Raw genomic sequence first — 19,412 nt, 5'->3', positions numbered from 1 at the left:
GCCGCAGCCAAGGGTGGCGCGGCGACTTCGCGAGCGGGAAGAAATTTGTCCGGACTATCGCGGCGATGCCACGAAACCGGCAGGAACCCTCCCAGTACATGGGACGGCTCTGGCGCAACGCCGATGTTCTCCCCCTCGAAAAACATCCGGTGACCAGTCAATGATTTGCCGCCGACCGCACTCCCTCCAGCGCGGAACCGACGGACAAAAAAAATAAGGCCCTGACAAAATCAGAGCCTTATCTCTACAGCTTCACAACACTTGAGCCAACTGGCGGAGAGGGTGGGATTCGAACCCACGGTACGGGAAACCGTACGCCTGATTTCGAGTCAGGTACATTCGACCACTCTGCCACCTCTCCGGTCAACTTCGGTCGTTTCACTGCGTGGTGCAGCGAAGACAGCGACTATAGCAGAACTATTTTCAGAGTGGAACTATTTTTTAAAAAATATTCAAAAAACTTATCTCCTCGTCATTGCATCTCCCGCCGGACAGACTAGCAGAAGCAAAGTTCATACATAAAACCATCAAGCTGAATTGCTTATCATCATCTTGTCATAAATCACTTCTAGGATCCGTAAACTATTTTGCGATGCATTGCCGTTCTTTGACTCTCTCGAATCCGGATTCAGCCAGATGGCTCCCCTCTCCAATCCAATCTTTCCGCTCGGCGCCGAAGTCGTCGATCTGATCGCCCGCGCCTCCGGTGCGGCCCTGCGCGGCGCCGACGATCCGATGTTGTCATTGCTGCATGAGATCATTGCTCAACGCAAGTTGTCGGCGCTGTTCCAGCCCATCGTGCGCATGCGCAACGGCGAGATCCTGGGATATGAAGGTTTGATCCGCGGCCCCTCCAATACCCCGCTGCATTCGCCGCTGGCGCTGTTCAAGGTGGCACGCGCGCACAACCTGTCGGTACAGATGGAATATCTGTGCCGCCACATCGTGATGACCCGCTTCGCGCAACTGGGCTTGCCGGGCAATCTGTTCCTGAACGTGTCGCCGGGGGCACTGATGCAGCCGGAGGCGATCCAGGGCGAGACCCTGCGCTATCTGGAAAAGCTGGGCGTCAATCCGCAGCGCATCATCATCGAACTGACCGAGAACGAGCCGACCTACGACTATGCCCTGCTGCGCAATGCGGCCATGCATTACCGCGACATGGGCTTCCAGATCGCCATCGACGATCTGGGTGAAGGTTTCTCCAGCCTGCGCCTGTGGTCGGAGCTGCAGCCGGAATACGTCAAGGTGGACATGCACTTCGTGCAAGGGATCAACCATGATCCGATGAAGCTGCAGTTCGTGCGCTCGATCCAGGAGATTGCCGAAAAGTCCGGCTCCATCGTCATCGCCGAAGGCATCGAATCCCAGGCCGAACTGCTGACTATCCGCGACCTCGGCATTGCCTGCGGCCAGGGCTATCACATCTCGCGTCCGCTACCGGAGCCGCCGGTCTCGATCTCGGACGATGTCACCAAAACCCTGCGGCGCGACAAGGTCCCGCTGGCCGCCAACAAGTATGGCCCCGGCAAGCGCAGCGCCACCGTCGCCAAGCTGCTGCGCGAGACCCAGTACGTCAGCCCGGAAGTGACCAATGATGCGGCCTACGACATGTTCGTCAACGATCCGCAGCTGCAGGCCTTGCCGGTGGTCAGCAATGGCTTGCCGATCGGGCTCATCAACCGCTACAGCATGGTGGAGCGCTTTGCCCGCCTGTACGGCCGCGAACTGTATGGCAAGAAGTCCTGCGCCTTCTTCATGGACCCCAATCCCATCCTGACCGAGCAGGACACCAGCCTGCAGGACCTCTCCAACCTGCTGGTGCATGCCGAATCGCACCATCTCTCCAACGGCTTCATCATCACCGACCGCGGCCAGTACGTCGGGCTGGGCACCGGCCACGACCTGCTGCGCGAGATCACGCAGATGCAGATAGACGCTGCCCGCCATGCCAATCCGCTGACGCAGTTGCCGGGCAACGTGCCCATCAACGATCACATCGAATACCTGCTGCAAAGCGGGGTGGAATTCTGCATCTGCTACTGCGACCTCGATCAGTTCAAGCCCTTCAACGATGTCTACGGCTATCGCAAGGGCGATGACATGATCCAGGCCACCGGCCGCGTGCTGCAGCAGGCCTGCGACCCCAACCTGGACTTCATCGGCCACATCGGCGGGGACGATTTCCTCATCCTGTTCCAGAGCGAGGATTGGGAAAAGCGCTGCCGCACCATCCTCGATACCTTCGAAGCCGAGACCCGCGCCTTCTACTACGACGAAGACGTGCAGCGCAATGGCTACTACACCGAGGATCGCCAGGGCAACCGGGTGTTCCACCCGCTGGTCTCGCTGTCGCTGGGCTCGGTGAAGATCGAACCTTCGCAATACTCCTCACCGCACCAGATCGCCTCGGCCGCCACCCGCGCCAAGAAGGAAGCCAAGAAGATCCAGGGCAACAGCCTCTTCATCGAGCGCCGCATCCCGACGACCTTCTCCTGGGCGCTCAAGGACGCTTAGCAAGGCTCCTCACGAAAACGTTTTCTCGCCCGGTGCGACGATAAAAAAACGGCTGCCTCTTGCAAGGCAGCCGTCTTCATTTGGCACTCTGGAAAACTGAATCAGACGCCCGGCACCAGCTTGGTCACGCCGCCCATGTAGGGCTGCAGCACCTCGGGGATTTCCACGCTGCCATCGGCCTGCTGGTAGTTTTCCAGCACGGCCACCAGGGTGCGTCCCACAGCCAGGCCGGAACCGTTCAGGGTATGCAGCAGTTCAGGCTTGCCCTGGGCATTGCGGAAGCGGGCCTGCATGCGGCGCGCCTGGAAGGCTTCACAGTTGGAGACCGAGGAGATCTCGCGATAGGTGTTCTGCGCCGGCAGCCAGACTTCGATGTCATAGGTCTTGGCCGCACCAAAGCCCATGTCGCCGGTGCACAGGGTGATGACGCGATATGGCAGGCCGAGCTTTTTGAGGATGGTCTCGGCGTGGCCCAGCATCTCGTCCAGGGCTTCGTAGGATTTCTCGGGATGGACGATCTGCACCATTTCCACCTTGTCGAACTGGTGCTGGCGGATCATGCCGCGCGTATCGCGGCCGTAGGAACCGGCTTCCGAGCGGAAGCAAGGCGAGTGCGCCGTAAACTTCAGCGGCAGCGTGTCGCCGGCGACGATTTCATCGCGCACGAAGTTGGTCAGCGGCACTTCAGCCGTCGGGATCAGATAGAGTGCGGCGTTTTCGGCTTCACCTTCCTGGCCGCCCTTCTTGGCCGCGAACAGGTCCGCCTCGAACTTGGGCAACTGGCCGGTGCCGCGCAGGCTGTCGGCGTTGACGATGTAGGGGGTGTAGCACTCGGTGTAGCCATGCTCCATGGTGTGGGTGTTGAGCATGAACTGCGCCAGCGCGCGATGCAGGCGGGCGATGCCGCCCTTGAGTACGGCGAAGCGCGAACCGGTCAGCTTGGTGGCGGTATCGAAGTCCAGGCCCAGGGGCGCGCCGACGTCGACGTGATCCTTGATCTCGAAGTCGAAGCTGCGGGGCGTGCCGACCTTGCGCAGCTCGACGTTGCCGCTTTCGTCATTGCCGGCCGGCACGGATTCGTGCGGCAGGTTGGGCACAGCCTGCAGGAACAGGGTCATCTGCTGCTGCACTTCTTCCAGGCGGGTGGCGGAGGCCTTCAACTCGTCGCCGATGCCATTGACTTCGGCCATGACGGCGGAAGCGTCTTCACCTTTGCCCTTGAGCATGCCGATCTGCTTGGACAGCGAATTGCGCTTGCCCTGCAGTTCTTCGGTACGGGTCTGGATCTGCTTGCGCTCGGCTTCCAGCGCATTGAAGCCGGCCACGTCCAGGACGAACTTGCGGGCCGCCAGGCGGGCTGCGACGTTCTCGATGTCTTTACGGAGGAGTTGAATGTCGATCATGGGAAGAAATTACGATAGGGTTGATGCTCGAAACCGCGATTGTACCAAGTCGCGCGCCCGCCACGGGCCTCCCGTGCGCCGTGCCCGCAATAAAATCCGGCCGCAGCGGTAGCCGCCACCGCCCATGCGGGTTACCATGCGGCCCATTGCATCCCTCATGAGACCCGTTTGCCCATGTCCGTCCAGCCCGAATCCCGCCCGCCGCGCGAAGTCCCCGTCCTGTTTTCCCTGCTGGGCCTGGTCGCCGCCCTGGCCGTGGGCTTGTGGGCCGGCATCCACTACATGTCCAACGAGGCCAGCCTGTTCTACGGGCTGATCGCCGGGCTTTCCTTCGGTGCCACCTTCGCCTTCGGCCAGCAGATCAAGAACCGCCTGGTGCCGCCCAAGGTCCGCAAGACTGACTGGAAAGTGCAGGCACCGGGCGCTGCCGAGCTGTCGCCCACGCGGGTGGCGGCCCAGCAGGCACGCAAGATCAGCGTGGAATTCGATGATGAAGAAATCCGCACCATGGTGCGCGGGGCCAAGCGCGAAGGCATCGCCTGGAGTGCAATCGATGACGTCACCATCCGTATCAGCGACGATGCCCTGCCGCAACCGCAATGGATCCTGGCCGGCAAGGACGCCGAGGGCATCAAGGGCGTGCTGGTCCCGAATGACGCCGATGGTCTGGAAGCCTTGATGGAAGCCATGAAGACGCGCCTGCCCGGCTACGACGATGACAAGAACTATGAAACCGTGATCGCCGCCATGTCCGCCATGGAAGGCAGCTTCCACATCTGGCACCGCCCTGCGGCCTGATCCCTTCAGCGCACCGGCTTGGCGCCCGGTGCCAGGGCCGGCTCCTGCGCCAGCCGCTGCGCAAGAAACTGCACAAAGGCGCTCAGGCGCGGCGGTAGATGGCGCGTAGCCGGATACAGTGCCCACAGCTCACCGCAATAACGCGTTTTGAAACTCCACTGGGGCAGCACCTGCACCAGCCTCCCCTCCTCCAATGCCGGCCTGGCGATGAAATACGGCAGGCTGGCCATGCCCAGATGCCGCAGCGTGGCATCGAGTCGCACCCCGGTATGGTTGGCCGCATACCTTCCCCGCACTTCGACATTGACGGTCTTGCCCTGCCGGCGAAAGCGCCAGCGTGCGTCCGCCGGTGATTCACCCAAGTAAATGCAGCTGTGCTCCTTCAAGGCCTGCGGGTGCGCAGGTGCCCCGTGCTGCTGCAGGTAGTGCGGCGTGGCGCACAGCAGATGGTCGATGCGCATCAGGCGCCGGCCCATCAGGCCTGGCGGCGGCTGGTCGGTGATACGGATGGCCAGGTCGACCTGATCGTCGATGAGGTCCATGTAGCGGTCCTCCAGCCGCAACAGCACGTCCACCTTGGGATGGGCGGCCAGGAAATCCGGCATATGCGGATGCACCAGCGCATGGCCGACCGCCTTGGGCACGCTCACCCTCACCTGCCCTTGCGGCTCGGCATCGAAGGCAGCGGAGACGGCCAGCACGGCTTGCGCGGCATTGAGCATATCGCGGCAGCGGGCGTGGATTTCCTCGCCACTCGCGCTCAGGCGCAGCTTGCGGGTGGTCCGCTGGAGGAGTTGCGTACCCAGCGCCTTTTCCAGGCGGGCGATGGCGCGGCTGGTGGCCGAGGGCGTGGCGCCCAGCTGGCGTGCGGCTTCGGAGAAACTGCCGGTCTCCACCACCTTGGCGAAGACGGCCATTTCGTTCAGGAGGGCAATGCTTTGATTTGTGCTCATGATGCAAAGATCCTTTGCGTCGATGCCGGATTATCGCAACTTCGTGCGGCCGCTACAATGCACGACACTCGCAGCAAGCCACATTGAAAGCCTCGCCATGACTGAACGCCTCTACCTGACCGACCGCGCCTTGCGCGCCGACATCCACGTGCTGAACTGCACCCCGCAGGACGATGGCCGCTACGCCGTGCGCCTGTCGGCCACGCCCTTTCATCCTCAGGGCGGCGGCCAACCCAGCGATACCGGCCGCATCGGCGACGTGGAAGTGCTGCGCGTGGTCAGCGAAAGTGAAGGCATCGTTCATTACACCGCAGCCCCTGTTGCAGCGGGCCCGGCCGTGGCGGCCGTCGACGCCGAGCCGCGCCGGTTGCATGCCCGCTTGCATTCGGCAGGCCATGTGATCGGGCAAGTGATGGCGGAACTGGGATGGAAGCCGACCAAAGCCCATCACTGGCCGGGAGAAGCGCGCGTGGTGGGCGTGGGTGCTGCAGCTGATGGCACGGCGCAGGAACTGGTGCCAGCAGAACTGGAGCGCCGCTGCAATGAATTGCTGGCGCAGGATCTGCCCTGTGTGATGGCCATGGAAAATGGCTTGCGTCAGATCGGCTTTGGCGAATTGCCCGCCTATCCTTGTGGCGGGACGCACGTGGCGGCGCTGGGGGAGATCGGACAGGTTCGGATTGAATCGGTGCGGATCAAGAAGGGGGAGGCGTTGGTCCGGTATGACGTCATCGGCTGAGTGCAAATCTGACTCGACCGAATATGGAGTCAAATTCGTTTTGGAATGACTGAAATAAATCGGGCATTTCTCTCCGTCGAGTCCAATGCCGCACCTATGGACGATTTCTAACGCAAGTCCACGCACGTACCGTCTGAGCTTTTTGACCATGCTCAGGGGTGACGATGGCAAAGGCAAGACGGCTTCCTTACTACACGATTGAAAAAACCTTGTTCGGCGGCGCGCAGTGGAAGAAGCATGCTGGCGCAGTCGCTATCAACACCCCGCAACAGATTTCCTTTGATCGCCCCGCCCCGGGGGCAGCACCACCAGAGAAGATCAAGCCACGAAAGCCCTCGCGCGAGCAGGCGCGCCAACAAAAGCTGGAAGCGGCAAGACAGCTGAAACTTGCAGAGCAAGCTCAAAAGCGGAAACAGCAGGAATCTCCTCAAACTCAACCACGAGAGCCGGGGGCGCAGATTCTGGACGCTGAAACACACGAGAAAATTCCCGAATTTGACCTGCAAGACGTTCCTGAAGCGATGGACAAAATGGGCTGGCCTGTTGCCGCACACCTTGCAAGGAAATGGTTCGCAGGCCCTAGCCATATCTTCAATAACAAGCCGGATTCAGAGCAGCCATGGGACGACAAAATAGTTACCCTCCAATGGGCTCTCAGAAACGAAGGTGTTCAGACGAAGCTTAGAGATCTGCTTGTCGACGACATTTATTCGGACAAGGCTGTAGCGCTACTGAAGAATAAAATTCTCAGACAAGTGAGCGAAGAATTTCGGAGCACTAGGAGCGCGCGGCCGACTTCCAGCTTTACAACCCGAATTATCAATTCGGACATAAGGCAATTTCACCTCGATTGGCAATTCCAGAGAAAAAAGGTCAATACCTTCCATGGATCCAGCTGGCTAACTCCAACAGAAGTGACGGCGGCGTTAGGAAATTTCGCTTTATATGCCGCAGTGGGAAGATTTGAAATCCAAGGAGAACGCTATTTCAATTACAAAAAAACTCCCTATGAATATTGCATGGACGCAGAGGCAATCCTGACGCATGTTTACATCTATTTAAAAGACAATTACTCATTCAATGATGAAGACCCCTCCAAAAGCCAATATCTTGGGCACTGGAACGAGGCTGGAATGATCACCAGCTATTTAATGAATGCCAATGAGTTCCTCGGCCTTGTCAACTCTCAATGGAAGACGACTATCAAGGCTGATAATGAAGAGCGCCTGCATATTGACTGGGATTACCTTTCTTTTGGCGATGAAATTAAATATCCAATTGATACAAGAACCAGTTTCTGGAAAAAGCTTCTGAAGAAGGATGTGTACTGGCCCGTCTACAATAGTTCGTTTAACGAATGGAGAAAAAAGAAGGAGCGTGGTCAGGATTTCATGATCTACAGCCAGCCTGAGCTTTACGCACTCAACAAACCCATCACGCTCCGTCTTGGAACAATATGCCGTCCATACGAAAATACTTTATCTGGTCAATAAAGAATATCGCCATCATCCTGATTTTTATTTTTATCGTGACTTCGGGATTATTGGCACTTTCGCAAATTGGCAAATTCCAACTAGCAGGAAAAATATTATTCCTTCTTTTGTATTTCAAAGAATATACCGCCCTTGGTATCATATTTTTGATTCTGATTTTCTTTGGAAACAAAGCTTTTGGCCTCAATGCAAAAGGAAATGACTTAAGAAAAGAATTTCCAAAAATGATACCGGCCATCATTTTCTGGCTGGCATTTTCTCTTGTTTTTATATTTTTAATTACTAACTACCTTGCTGCAAACAGCAGAAAATTCGATTGCAGCAGGTATGACTACACCAATGAATTAAATGGCGGCATCAAGGAATTTCAGAATCAAAGGTACGCGATCAAGATTTGTGGAAGCGGGACAAGTCACGGAGGAATTCTTTCTGATGATGCACCGGACCTGGTTGAACTGACGATTACAAATGAACAGGGAGAGCTACTAGTAAAAAGGCGTTATGTCATCGTATGGGATGGCAAACCCGGACATGAGCCACTGGCAATCGGAAATGACCACATCACCTATCAGGACGATGAAGAGCAGGAGGACCACGTAATTGCGATGCCGCCATCCCTCATTGATAGATTGAAAGCCAAATATTTATTTTAAAAGTTAAGCAACTTGGCTCAAAAAAGAGCTATCAATGATGCGTAGTGAATTTCAACCCGATCCACTCCTTCATTAAAGGAAAAAAATGACAAGTTACGCAGATCTCCAAGCGCAAATCAAGAAGCTGCAAGACCAAGCTGAAAAGCAGAAGGCAAAAGAACTGGAAAGCGTTATCGCCGGTATCAAGCAGCAAATCGCTGAATACGGCCTGACAGCGGAACAGCTTGGATTGGCGCCTGCCAGAAAGAAAACCGTCAAGAAAGCTGCCGCCAAAACGGCGGTGGTGATGTACCGAAATGGCGATCTCACCTGGTCAGGCGCTGCCCGTGGCCGCAAGCCGGGCTGGGTCAAGGAGATCATGGATGCGGGCGGCGATATCGAGAAATATCGCGTGAAGGGAAAATCTCATCGATGAAAAGCGGCCGCGCTTTGTTGAAAAAGCACCTGATCAGGTGCTTTTTTTCTTAATTCTGCCCCGCCTCTTCATCCCACTTCTTCAGCAGGGTCAGCTTCTCACCAATCTTGATTTCCAACCCCCGCGGCACAGGCTGATACCACCCCGGCTCGGCAATACCGTCCGGCAGATAAGTCTCCCCCGCCGCATAAGCATTGGGCTCATCATGGGCATACCGATATTCATGCCCATACCCCAATTCCTTCATCAGCCTGGTCGGCGCATTGCGCAGATGCACCGGCACTTCGCGGCTCTTGTCCTGCTTCACGAAAGCGCGCGCGGCGTTGTAGGCGTTATAGCCGGCATTGCTCTTGGCCGCCACCGCCAGGTAGATCACCGCCTGCCCCAGCGCCAGTTCACCCTCGGGGCTGCCCAGCCGCTCATAGGTCAGCGCAGCATCGTTGGCGATCTGCATGGCGCGCGGGTCGGCCAGGCCGATGTCTTCCCACGCCATGCGCACGATGCGCCGCGACAGGTAGCGCGGATCGGCACCGCCGTCGAGCATGCGCGTCAACCAGTACAACGCAGCATCCGGATGCGAACCGCGCACCGACTTGTGCAGCGCTGAAATCTGATCGTAGAAATTGTCACCGCCCTTGTCGAAACGGCGGCTGTTGAGCGTCAACGCGTTCTGCAGGAATTCCGCCGTGACCACCTGGGTGCCGGTCGTGTGCGCAGCAGTCTGGGTCTGCTCCAGCAGGTTCAGGAAACGCCGCGCATCGCCATCGGCGTATCCGATGATGGTCTCCGTGGCCTGGTCGTCGAACTGCAGGTCGCCCAGCGCCTTGTCCTGCGCACGCTTGAGCAGCTGCTTGAGCTCCTCATCGGTGAGCGACTTCAGCACGTAGACCTGCGCACGCGACAGCAGCGCCGAATTGACCTCGAAGGAAGGATTCTCGGTAGTGGCCCCGATGAAGGTCACCAGCCCGCTTTCTGCATAGGGCAGCAGCGCATCCTGCTGCGACTTGTTGAAGCGATGGATTTCATCGACGAACAGGATGGTGTGCTTGCCCAGCGCCAGATTCTGCTCGGCCTGCTCCATGGCCGCGCGGATATCCTTCACGCCCGAAAACACCGCCGAGAGCGCGATGAATTCGCAGTCGAAGGCGGTGGCCGTGAGCCGCGCCAGCGTGGTCTTGCCCACGCCCGGCGGGCCCCAGAAGATCATCGAATGCGGCTTGCCGGACTGGAAGGCCAGGCGCAGCGGCTTGCCTTCACCCAGCAGGTGCGACTGCCCGATCACCTCGTCCAGCGTCTTGGGCCGCAGGGCCTCCGCCAGCGGCGCAGCCGGCTCTTGCGCGAACAGGTCAGCCATGGGCAGCCTCCTGCAGGCAGCGGGAATCAACAGGCAAAGAAGACGGCCACAGGGCGGCCAGGGAAATAAAGTTCATAGTCATCAGGATGCGGGCGCAGCGCCGGATTGCAAGGCGCGTTCACCAAAGGCCGTAGTCTAACGCAGCAGGCCGCTGCGAGGGCAATGGCGCGATGACGGGCTGCGCCTGCAGCCATCGGGCGCAGCGGTTAAAATGCGGCCTGCGCGTTTTACTTCACATCGCCCTTTTACCTGCCCTTTCCCCTGCTTTCCATGCCCTTCGTCGTCACCGATTCCTGTATCCAGTGCAAGTACACCGATTGCGTCAGCGTCTGCCCCATGGACTGCTTCGTGGAAGGCCCTAATTTTTTGGCCATCGATCCGGACGGCTGCATCGACTGCTCCATGTGCGTGCCGGAATGCCCGGTCGGCGCCATCTACAACGCCACCGACCTGCCCGCCGCCCTGTCGCACTTCGAGGACCTCAACGCCCGCCTCGCCAAGCTGCCCGGCTGGAAACCCATCACCAAGGCCCAGCCGCCCCTGCCCGATCACGCGCAGTGGAAGGACGTTACCGGCAAGCTGCCACTGCTGAAGATGCCCGAGCCCTGAGGCGCATCACCTCACATGAAAACAGCCCCGCAAGCGCAAGCCTGCGGGGCTGTTTGACGTAAAGGGGAAGCCGGTCAGTTCTCGAACACGTCCGCACCCTTCGGCACGGTGAAGTTGAAGCTGTTGCCCTTGAGCGGGGGATTCTTCTCGAAGCTGTCGAAGCTCAGCACCGACACCTGGCCAAAGGAATCATGCAGTTCCATGGCCACCGGCGTGCCGTTCTTCAGGCCGATGCCGATGTTGTCGAAGGTCGTGTCCTTGCTCTTGGGCACGGCTTGCAGCCATTCCAGGCCATCCTTGGTGCCGGCTTCCTTCAGGGTGAAGTTTTTTTCAAGATCATTGCTGCCGAAAAGGATGGCAGCCGGCGAAGAACCCAGCGCATTGCCCAGTTTCTTGGTCGTGACCTGGTTGAGGTCCTTGTCGTAGATGAAGAGTTTTTCTCCATCAGCCTGGATCACCTGCTCATAGGGCTTCTGGTAGGTCCAGATGAATTTGCCCGGACGCGAAAACACGAAGCTGCCGCTGGACGTATTGACCACCTTGGAGCTGCCGTTCTCGACCCGCACCATGCGCTGGGTGAAGGCACCTTTGGCCGATTGCGTGCTGCTGACGAACTGCTTGAACTGGTCCAGGGCGGCGGCCGAAGCGCGGCCCGGGGTCAGCGCGGTGATGGCGATGGCACCGGCCACCGCCAGTGCCGACAGACCGGCCGCCATGACCAGGCGGCGCAGGTTGAACGTGCGGGCTTGCGCAGTGCGCGAGCGGAAAGCGTTTCTGGAATTGTCCATGTTATTCGATTCCTTCTTGACGGATGCCACCTGCAAGGTGGCGGCCGGCGCGACAGTGGCCGGCCTTCAGGGCGTGCTGTTGATGACGGGATGCAATCTGGCGCGCAACTGGATCGGAACCCGGCTTATTCAGCCGCATCGCCGGCACCTGCCGGCACCAGGATTTCACGGTTGCCATTGGATTGCATGGTGGAGACCAGGCCGCTTTGCTCCATCTGCTCCAGCAAGCGCGCCGCGCGGTTGTAGCCGATGCGCAGGTGACGCTGCACCAGCGAGATCGAGGCCCGGCGATGTTTCAGGACCACGGCCACGGCCTGGTCGTACATCTCGTCGCCTTCGCCGCCACCGGCACCGGCCGCAGCACCGCTGCCACCGCCACCGTCAGCGTCAGCGTCCTCCAGCACGCCTCCCTCTAGGATGCCCTCGATGTAATTCGGTTCCCCCTGGGCTTTCAGGTGCTCCACCACGCGATGCACTTCATCATCCGAGACGAAGGCGCCGTGCACCCGCACCGGCAAGGCCGTACCCGGGGCGTTGTAGAGCATGTCACCCATGCCCAGCAGGGCTTCGGCGCCCATCTGGTCAAGGATGGTGCGGGAGTCGATCTTGGACGAGACCTGGAAGGCAATGCGCGTAGGCACGTTGGCCTTGATCAGGCCGGTGATGACGTCCACCGACGGGCGCTGCGTGGCCAGGATCAGGTGGATGCCGGCCGCGCGCGCCTTCTGGGCGATGCGGGCGATCAGTTCTTCCACCTTCTTGCCCACCACCATCATCAGGTCGGCCAGCTCGTCGATGATGATGACGATGGTTTCCAGCTGCTCCAGCGGTTCCGGCGCATCCGGGGTGAGGCTGAAAGGATTGGGGATCTTCTCGCCGCGCTTCTCGGCATCGATGATCTTCTGGTTGTAACCGGCCAGGTTGCGCACGCCCAGCTTGGACATCTTCTTGTAGCGGCGCTCCATCTCTTCCACCGCCCAGTTCAGGGCATGGCCGGCCTGGCGCATGTCGGTCACCACCGGCGCCAGCAGGTGCGGAATGCCTTCGTAGATCGACAGTTCCAGCATCTTGGGATCGATCAGGATCAGGCGCACCTGGCGCGGCGAAGATTTGTACAGCAGCGAAAGAATGGTGGCGTTGATCCCCACCGACTTGCCCGAACCGGTGGTACCGGCCACCAGCAAGTGCGGCATCTTGGCCAGGTCGGCCACCACCGGGTTGCCGGCAATGTCCTTGCCCAGCGCCACGGTCAGGCTGGAATGGCTGTCGTTGTAGACCTTGGAGCCGAGGATCTCGGTCAGGCGCACGATCTGGCGCTTGGGATTGGGCAGCTCCAGGCCCATGAAATTCTTGCCCTGGATGACTTCCACCACGCGAATCGACGTCAGCGACAGCGAGCGCGCCAGGTCGCGCGCCAGGTTGACGATCTGGCTGCCCTTGACGCCCGTGGCCGGTTCGATTTCATAGCGGGTGATCACCGGGCCGGGATAGGCCGCCACCACCTTGACCTCGACACCGAAGTCGGCCAGCTTCTTTTCGATCAGGCGGCTGGTGAATTCCAGGGTTTCCACCGAGACCGTCTGTTGCGCCGGCGGTGCTTCATCCAGCAGCGACAACGGCGGCAATTCGCTGTTGAGGTCATCGAAGAGGCTGGTCTGCTTCTCCTTCTGGACGCGGTCGGATTTCTGCACTTCGACGATTTGGGGCTCGATGCGGATCGGCGGCGCCTCGACGATCTTGGCGCGTTCCTGCACCACGGTTTCCTCGCGCTTGACGGCGGCTTCCTGGCCGGCACGGCGATCGGCCCGGGCGGCGAAGAAGTCGCGCACCCAGAACAGGCCATCCTCGATCATGCCGCCGATGCGCTCCACCGCCGCCAGCCAGGAGACCTGGAACAGCAGAGAGAAGCCCAGCCCGAACAGCAGCAGCAGCAACAAGGTGGAGCCCGTGAAGCCGAAGGTCGGCTGCATGGCCGAACCGATCATCTCGCCCAGCACGCCACCGGACGAATGCGGCAACTTGGGCGCAAAGCGCTGCATGCGGGTGAATTCGATGCCCATGCTGCCGGTCAGCATGAAGACGAAGCCGACTGCACGGATCAGCGGCTCCTGGTGATGCTCCGGCTCCACCGGCTGGGCCACCAGGAAGCGATTCGACAGGCGCCGGTAGCCGGTCCACACCGAGCGCCCCAGCAAGACGCACCACCACCAGGCGGAGAGCCCGAAGATGTAGAGCAGCAAGTCGGCCATCCAGGCACCGACGCGGCCGCCCCAGTTGCCCACGCGCGGCACCGAGCTGGCCACCGACCAGCCGGGGTCGGTCTTGGCATAGCTCAGCAGGATCAGCGCCAGATAGGCCAGCAAGGCCGCCAGCGCCAGCCAGCGCGCCTCCGATAACAGCCGTACCAGACGGTTGGGCATGGGAGGTGCCGGCGTCTTGTTGGTGCGGATGTGGGCTTGACTCGTCTTGGACATAACTTCCGTACAAAAAAAACTAGCCGTCATTGTAACGGCATTGACTTGGCGCTTCGCGGTTTTGCGCTGGGCGGCGGGAAACCCGCTGCACTGACCTTGATTGACCGCTATCGTTCTGGGGGTGCTGTCATTTTGTTCATATTTTCGACAGCGTTGCTGCTACTGTCTGCCACGCCGGCGGCTATCACCGGCATAGCGTAATTCCATGAGCCCCGTTGAGGGCATGGACTATAATCTTACCCGTTTTGCAGCGCGGCAAACCGCAAACTTGTGCGCTGGCAACCGCCCCGCTTGTGCCGGCCGGTCTGGCTGAACTGCCTGACCGGCCGGGAATTGAAATCCCCGGGAGTCGCCTCATTTGCAGAAGCGATCCCACAACATTTGATGAGTAGCTTATGAGCACGCCCAAACATGCCAAGGTCCTGATTCTCGGCTCCGGCCCCGCCGGCTATAGCGCCGCCGTCTATGCCGCGCGCGCCAACCTGAACCCGGTGCTGATCACCGGCGTGGAGCAAGGCGGCCAGCTGATGACCACCACCGACGTCGAGAACTGGCCCGGCGACCCGCTGGGCGTGCAAGGCCCGGAACTGATGCAGCGCCTGCTGCAGCACGCCGAGCGTTTCAATACCGAGATCATCTTCGATCACATCCACACCACCAAGCTCTCCGAGCGCCCGTTCCGCCTGATCGGCGACAGCGGCGAGTACACGGCCGATGCCCTGATCATCGCCACCGGCGCCTCGGCCCAATACCTGGGCCTGCCCTCGGAACAGGCCTTCATGGGCCGTGGCGTGTCGGCTTGCGCCACCTGTGACGGTTTCTTCTACCGCGGCAAGGAAGTGGCCGTGGTCGGCGGCGGCAACACCGCCGTGGAAGAAGCGCTGTACCTCTCCAACATCGCCAGCAAGGTCACCATCGTGCACCGCCGCGACAAGTTCCGCGCCGAGCCCATCCTGATCGACCGCCTGCTGCACAAGGTCACCGAAGGCAAGATCGCCATCCAGTGGCATTCCACCCTGGATGAAGTGGTCGGCGACGACAGCGGCGTGACCGGCATCAAGATCAAGTCGACCCAGGACGGCGCCATCACCGAGATCCCGGTGCACGGCCTGTTCATCGCCATCGGCCACAAGCCCAACACCAGCATCTTCGACGGCCAGCTGGAGATGCAGAACGGCTACCTCAAGACCCGCACCGGCACCGAAGGCTTTGCCACCGCCACCAGCATCGACGGCGTCTTCGCCGCCGGCGACGTGCAGGATCACATCTACCGCCAGGCCATCACCAGCGCCGGTACGGGTTGCATGGCAGCACTGGATGCACAACGCTATCTGGAAGGCCTCGAATAAGCAGGTAAAGAGATGTAAAATGCTGCGCTGCGAGAACTCGCAACGCAACGGGCACTCCAAAAGCCGGTGACGAGTTGTCGTCCCGGCTTTTTTGTTTCACTCGAGCAATCCCATATCAGAATCATCAAGACCGAGGAAAGCATCGTGCCCTATTACTCATCCCCTTCCCGCGACGGTCGCCGCTCGCCGGTGCTCAAGGCCGTGCTGGCCACCATGAGCCTGGGTGCCGTGCTGGTCGCCTGCAGTGCTTCCCGCGAAACCCCGGTGGCCGACGCCACGGCCGGCCAATGCGATGCCTCGCGTGCCGATCACCTGATCGGCGAAAACTACAGCGGCTACGTGGAGCGCCAGGCACTGGCCGAATCCGGTGCCACCGACATCCGCGTGCTCAAGCCGGACGACGCCGCCACCATGGACTTCAACCCGCGCCGCCTCAATCTGCACGTCGATCCGGGCCTGGTGATCATCAAGGTGGCCTGCGGCTGAAGAGCTCGCCTGCTTCTGCTAAAGTAGTCACTTAGGGAACAAACCGCTACAGGGTTGGGTGGCTGTCATGGCGACAATGAAGGATTTCTCGGCGCTCCAGGGATTGCGCCGCGATCTGCAGGAACAGGAAAAAGCGCGCGCACTGGCCTTGGCCGAGCGCCAGCGCCAGGAAGCGGCAGCCCGCGAGGAAGCCAACATCTTCCGCAACAGCATAGGCCAGGTGGCGCCCTTGCGCCCGGAAGTGGTCGACAAGGCCCATTACCTGCCGGAACCTCCCCTCCCCATTCCCCGCCAGCACCTGGCCGATGAACAGGCCGCGCTGCTGGAGTCGCTCTCCGACGAGTTCACCGTCGACACGCTCATGGACAGCGACGAAAACCTCAGTTTCGCCCGCCCCGGCGTGGGCATGGATGTCTTGAGCAAGCTGCGGCGCGGCAACTGGGTGATCCAGGCCCAGCTGGACCTGCACGGCTATCGCCGCGACCAGGCGCGTGAGGCCTTGGGTGAATTCTTGCGCCAGTCACGCCGCCGCGGCCTGCGCTGCGTGCGGGTGATCCACGGCAAGGGACTCGGTTCGGTGAACAAGGAGCCCGTGCTCAAGCACAAGGTCCGCAACTGGCTGGCGCAGAAGGATGAAGTGATGGCCTTCTGCCAGGCGCGCGCAGCCGATGGCGGTGCGGGCGCGCTGGTGGTGCTGCTGCGTTCGAGCGAACGGGTCTGAACGCCGCTTCAGTCCGCAGTCAGATTGTCCAGCATGGCCACGATGGCCTCGAAATGCGGCCGGGCGGCAGCATCGGCGCTCAGGCAAGCCTGGCGCACCCCGGCCAGGGCCGCACGCTGCTTCTTGCCGGATTCATCTTCCGGCTGGGCATGCGCCAGCAACTCTTCCAGCAGACAGCCATAGGCCCGCACTTCCATGGCCTGCACGCCCCAGGCATGCGGCTGTTGGACATCGTAGAACCAGGCCGCGCCGAAATCGCCGAGCAGGGCTTCGCCATCCCGATGCAGGATGTTGTGACCGTAGAGGTCGCCATGCACGATGCCCTGCGCATGCAGGTGGGCGGCTGCCGAGGCGATATCGCGTGCGATGGCGATCACTTGACGCCAGGCGAGCGTGAAGCCTTGCGCATACACATCGCGCGTACAGGATTGCAGGCTGGGCGGACCGGCCAGTACCTTGAAATCGGGATCGATCAGCGGCATCACCAGTCCTTGCACCGCTTGCGGATGACCTTGCAAGCGCCCCAGCACGGGAATGAGACCGCGATGGCTACCGGCCATGATGCAGGCCGCCATCTCGCGCTCGGGCAGGCCATCGCTGGTGACCGCGCCCTTGAAGAGCTTCACCGCCACAGGCTGCGACCTGTCTTCCACGGTCCAGCGGGCAGCGTGGATCACACCGGAGGCGCCTTCCCCCAGCTTTTCGCCCAAGGCCAGATCATCCCAGTCGATGGCCGCGACTTGCGCATTGCAATCCGCAGATTCTTCCACCGCTTCACACCAGGGATTGCCCGCCATGGCCAGCCAGCTCAGGCGCGGCAGCGTCAGCAGCCAATGCGGAAACGCCTCCAGCGCATTGGCCGACAGGCGCAGCAGTTCCAGGTTGCGGCAGGCCGCCAGTTCCGGCGGCAGCGCGCGCAGGCGGTTGCCAGCCAGCATCAGCTTCTGCAGGCGCAGGCACTGCCCGATGCTCGATGGCAGCTGTTCGATGCAGTTGTCGGTCAGCACCAGCCAGCGCAGCGTGGGTGGCAGCGATTCGGCAGGTACATGCTCGATCCGGTTGGCCTTGAAACCGATCATCTCCAGCGACGGGCAGCGGCCCAGTACGGCGGGCAATTCGGTGAAGGGATTGTCGGAACAGAAGACGATGCGCAGCCGGTGCAAACGCGGCAGGTCGTCGGGCAAGGCGGTCAGTTCGTTGCCGCTGAGGTCCAGAATCTCAAGGGTTTCAGCCAGGGTGAAGATTTCTGGCGGGAATTCGCGCAGGCCGCACGAGAGAGACAGGCGGGTAATGCCTTCCAGCGCGCCGCTGCGCAGTTGTTCCAGAGTGTGCATGCAAAGAAGTGAAGAAACGGACTAAAACGCGGATCTTACCAGCCGCCGGCCGTCTGCCTCAGAACAAATCCAGCTGGGCATCGCCCGCCGGGCGCCCCTGCCCCGCCGGCACCACCATGGGCCGCTTGAAGCGGCTGGCATCCAGGGTGGCAAAAGCCCGATTGCGATGATCGATGCCCAGGCGCCGGCTGGCCTTCTCGAAGCGCTGGTGCAGCAAATCGGCCCAGACGCCGGTGCCGCGCATGCGGGTGGCGAAATCGGCGTCGTAATCCTTGCCGCCACGCATGTCCTGGATGCGGTTCATCACCCGTGCCGCACGGTCGGGGAAATGCGCCTGCAGCCATTGGCGAAACAGCGGGCTGACTTCCCAGGGCAGCCGCAGCACGATGTAGCCCGCCTGGCGCGCCCCGGCCTCCACGGCCGCTTCCATGACGCGTTCCAGGTCCGGTTCGGTGACGAAGGGAATCACCGGCGCAATCGACACGCTCACCGGAATGCCCGCCTCGGCCAGCGTGCGGATCACCCGCAATCGCCGCGCCGGGCTGGCCGCGCGTGGTTCCAGCGTGCGCGCGATGGCCGCATCCAGCGTGGTGATCGTCACCGCAACAATGGCCTGCCCCTTGGCCGCCATCGGGGCCAGCAAATCGATATCGCGCTCGACCAGCGAGGACTTGGTGATGAGCGCCACCGGATTCTCGCAATCGTGCAGGATCTGCAGGATGCGCCGGGTCAGCTGGCGTTCGCGCTCGATGGGCTGGTAGGCGTCGGTATTGATGCCCACCGTGATGGTGTCGGGTTCATAGGACGGCTTGGCCAGTTCGCGCAGCAGCACCTCGGGGGCATTGCGCTTGGCCACCAGCCGGCTTTCGAAATCCAGCCCCGGGGACAGGCCCAAATAGCTGTGAGAAGGCCGCGCGAAGCAGTAAATGCAGCCGTGCTCGCAGCCCCGGTAGGGATTGAGCGAAAGCGAAAACGGCAAATCCGGCGAGCTGTTGCGGGTGATGATGGATCGGGCGTCTTCCTCGGTGACGATGGTCTTCAGGCGGGGTGGCTCATCCTCCTCGGTACTCTCTGCCGCCTGCGGCCCGGCCTCGGCAAAATGGACGGCCTGCCAGCCATCGTCGAACTCTTCCCGCGCCACCGATTCATAGCGCCCACGCAGGTTGGTCACCGCGCCCCGGCCCTTCTGGGCGGTCTGATCGCGATGGATGAAGGTTTCTGGCGTCAGGGTCGCGTCGTCCTCGCCGGAGGCGGCCGACCGGGTCGGCTGCTCTGGAAAAGGCCGGGCAATGCCCTGCGGAAATTTAGGGAAGGAAGCCACGTAAA

17 protein-coding genes and 1 tRNA gene are annotated in these 19,412 nt (G+C 60.9%); 10 read left to right on the top strand and 8 right to left on the bottom strand.

The annotated features are described in order from the left end of the window. Positions 1–271: 271 nt before the first annotated feature. Positions 272–361 (bottom strand) — tRNA-Ser (locus tag J2X56_RS00290). 275 nt (positions 362–636) lie between these two features. On the opposite strand from J2X56_RS00290, the gene J2X56_RS00285 reads away from it, so the two are divergent. Continuing rightward, on the top strand, positions 637–2,517 hold the full coding sequence (locus J2X56_RS00285) for a GGDEF domain-containing protein (protein ID WP_134135197.1): 1,881 nt from the start codon (positions 637–639) through the stop codon (positions 2,515–2,517). A gap of 101 nt (positions 2,518–2,618) precedes the next feature. On the opposite strand, the gene serS is transcribed toward J2X56_RS00285, so the two are convergent. Then, positions 2,619–3,920 carry a serine--tRNA ligase gene (gene serS / locus J2X56_RS00280; protein ID WP_134135196.1) on the bottom strand — a complete coding sequence of 434 codons (1,302 nt, stop codon included), beginning with the start codon at positions 3,918–3,920 and terminating at the stop codon, positions 2,619–2,621. 174 nt (positions 3,921–4,094) lie between these two features. Between serS and J2X56_RS00275 the strand changes: the two genes are divergently transcribed. Continuing rightward, on the top strand, positions 4,095–4,718 hold the full coding sequence (locus J2X56_RS00275) for an anaphase-promoting protein (RefSeq protein ID WP_134135195.1): 624 nt from the start codon (positions 4,095–4,097) through the stop codon (positions 4,716–4,718). Between the two features lie 5 nt (positions 4,719–4,723). Here J2X56_RS00275 and J2X56_RS00270 read toward each other — a convergent pair whose 3' ends face one another. Continuing rightward, a complete protein-coding gene (locus J2X56_RS00270) occupies positions 4,724–5,671 on the bottom strand; it encodes a LysR family transcriptional regulator (RefSeq protein WP_310157166.1) in 948 nt (315 codons plus the stop codon). A gap of 97 nt (positions 5,672–5,768) precedes the next feature. Between J2X56_RS00270 and J2X56_RS00265 the strand changes: the two genes are divergently transcribed. From J2X56_RS00265 to J2X56_RS00250, 4 genes are all read left to right on the top strand, one after another. Next, on the top strand, positions 5,769–6,410 hold the full coding sequence (locus tag J2X56_RS00265; protein ID WP_204725356.1) for an alanyl-tRNA editing protein: 642 nt from the start codon (positions 5,769–5,771) through the stop codon (positions 6,408–6,410). Between the two features lie 164 nt (positions 6,411–6,574). Then, positions 6,575–7,903, top strand: a complete 1,329-nt coding sequence (locus J2X56_RS00260) for a DUF6402 family protein (protein WP_310157162.1) — start codon at positions 6,575–6,577, stop codon at positions 7,901–7,903. Further along, complete coding sequence (locus J2X56_RS00255; protein WP_209569129.1) at positions 7,867–8,556, top strand: hypothetical protein; 690 nt, start codon at positions 7,867–7,869, stop codon at positions 8,554–8,556. The genes J2X56_RS00260 and J2X56_RS00255 overlap by 37 nt, the downstream gene beginning before the upstream one ends. 85 nt (positions 8,557–8,641) lie before the next feature. Then, positions 8,642–8,971 (top strand): H-NS family nucleoid-associated regulatory protein, encoded by a 330-nt coding sequence (locus tag J2X56_RS00250; RefSeq protein ID WP_034331785.1) that lies wholly within the window; start codon positions 8,642–8,644, stop codon positions 8,969–8,971. Positions 8,972–9,020: 49 nt separating this feature from the next. Here the strand turns inward: J2X56_RS00250 and J2X56_RS00245 are convergent, their stop codons facing one another. Further along, positions 9,021–10,325, bottom strand: a complete 1,305-nt coding sequence (locus J2X56_RS00245; RefSeq protein ID WP_310157157.1) for a replication-associated recombination protein A — start codon at positions 10,323–10,325, stop codon at positions 9,021–9,023. Between the two features lie 270 nt (positions 10,326–10,595). Between J2X56_RS00245 and fdxA the strand changes: the two genes are divergently transcribed. Further along, positions 10,596–10,934 carry a ferredoxin FdxA gene (gene fdxA, locus J2X56_RS00240; RefSeq protein ID WP_088753639.1) on the top strand — a complete coding sequence of 113 codons (339 nt, stop codon included), beginning with the start codon at positions 10,596–10,598 and terminating at the stop codon, positions 10,932–10,934. A gap of 74 nt (positions 10,935–11,008) precedes the next feature. On the opposite strand, the gene lolA is transcribed toward fdxA, so the two are convergent. Continuing rightward, positions 11,009–11,722, bottom strand: a complete 714-nt coding sequence (lolA, locus tag J2X56_RS00235) for an outer membrane lipoprotein chaperone LolA (protein ID WP_134135188.1) — start codon at positions 11,720–11,722, stop codon at positions 11,009–11,011. Positions 11,723–11,847: 125 nt separating this feature from the next. After that, positions 11,848–14,196: a DNA translocase FtsK 4TM domain-containing protein gene (locus J2X56_RS00230; protein ID WP_310157147.1), complete on the bottom strand. Its 2,349-nt coding sequence runs from the start codon at positions 14,194–14,196 to the stop codon at positions 11,848–11,850. A gap of 395 nt (positions 14,197–14,591) precedes the next feature. Here J2X56_RS00230 and trxB point away from each other — a divergent pair, with 395 nt between their 5' ends. From trxB to J2X56_RS00215, 3 genes are all read left to right on the top strand, one after another. Continuing rightward, the gene (gene trxB / locus J2X56_RS00225; RefSeq protein WP_034331799.1) at positions 14,592–15,545 is read left to right on the top strand and encodes a thioredoxin-disulfide reductase; all 954 of its coding nucleotides are present in this window, start codon (positions 14,592–14,594) and stop codon (positions 15,543–15,545) included. Positions 15,546–15,689: 144 nt separating this feature from the next. After that, positions 15,690–16,031 carry an I78 family peptidase inhibitor gene (locus J2X56_RS00220; RefSeq protein WP_209569133.1) on the top strand — a complete coding sequence of 114 codons (342 nt, stop codon included), beginning with the start codon at positions 15,690–15,692 and terminating at the stop codon, positions 16,029–16,031. A gap of 67 nt (positions 16,032–16,098) precedes the next feature. Continuing rightward, a complete protein-coding gene (locus J2X56_RS00215) occupies positions 16,099–16,752 on the top strand; it encodes a Smr/MutS family protein (RefSeq protein ID WP_199725016.1) in 654 nt (217 codons plus the stop codon). 8 nt (positions 16,753–16,760) lie between these two features. On the opposite strand, the gene J2X56_RS00210 is transcribed toward J2X56_RS00215, so the two are convergent. Together J2X56_RS00210 and J2X56_RS00205 are read right to left on the bottom strand one after the other, a co-directional pair. Beyond that, the gene (locus J2X56_RS00210; protein ID WP_310157137.1) at positions 16,761–18,086 is read right to left on the bottom strand and encodes a leucine-rich repeat-containing protein kinase family protein; all 1,326 of its coding nucleotides are present in this window, start codon (positions 18,084–18,086) and stop codon (positions 16,761–16,763) included. Between the two features lie 58 nt (positions 18,087–18,144). Beyond that, a complete protein-coding gene (locus J2X56_RS00205) occupies positions 18,145–19,407 on the bottom strand; it encodes a PA0069 family radical SAM protein (RefSeq protein WP_134135184.1) in 1,263 nt (420 codons plus the stop codon). Positions 19,408–19,412: the final 5 nt, after the last annotated feature.

Origin of the sequence: Herbaspirillum sp. 1173 (assembly GCF_031455335.1) — a bacterium.
Classification (GTDB): Bacteria; Pseudomonadota; Gammaproteobacteria; order Burkholderiales; family Burkholderiaceae_D; genus Herbaspirillum; species Herbaspirillum huttiense.
Note: the sequence above shows the minus strand (reverse complement) of the source record. Positions and strands in the feature narration are given on the sequence as shown.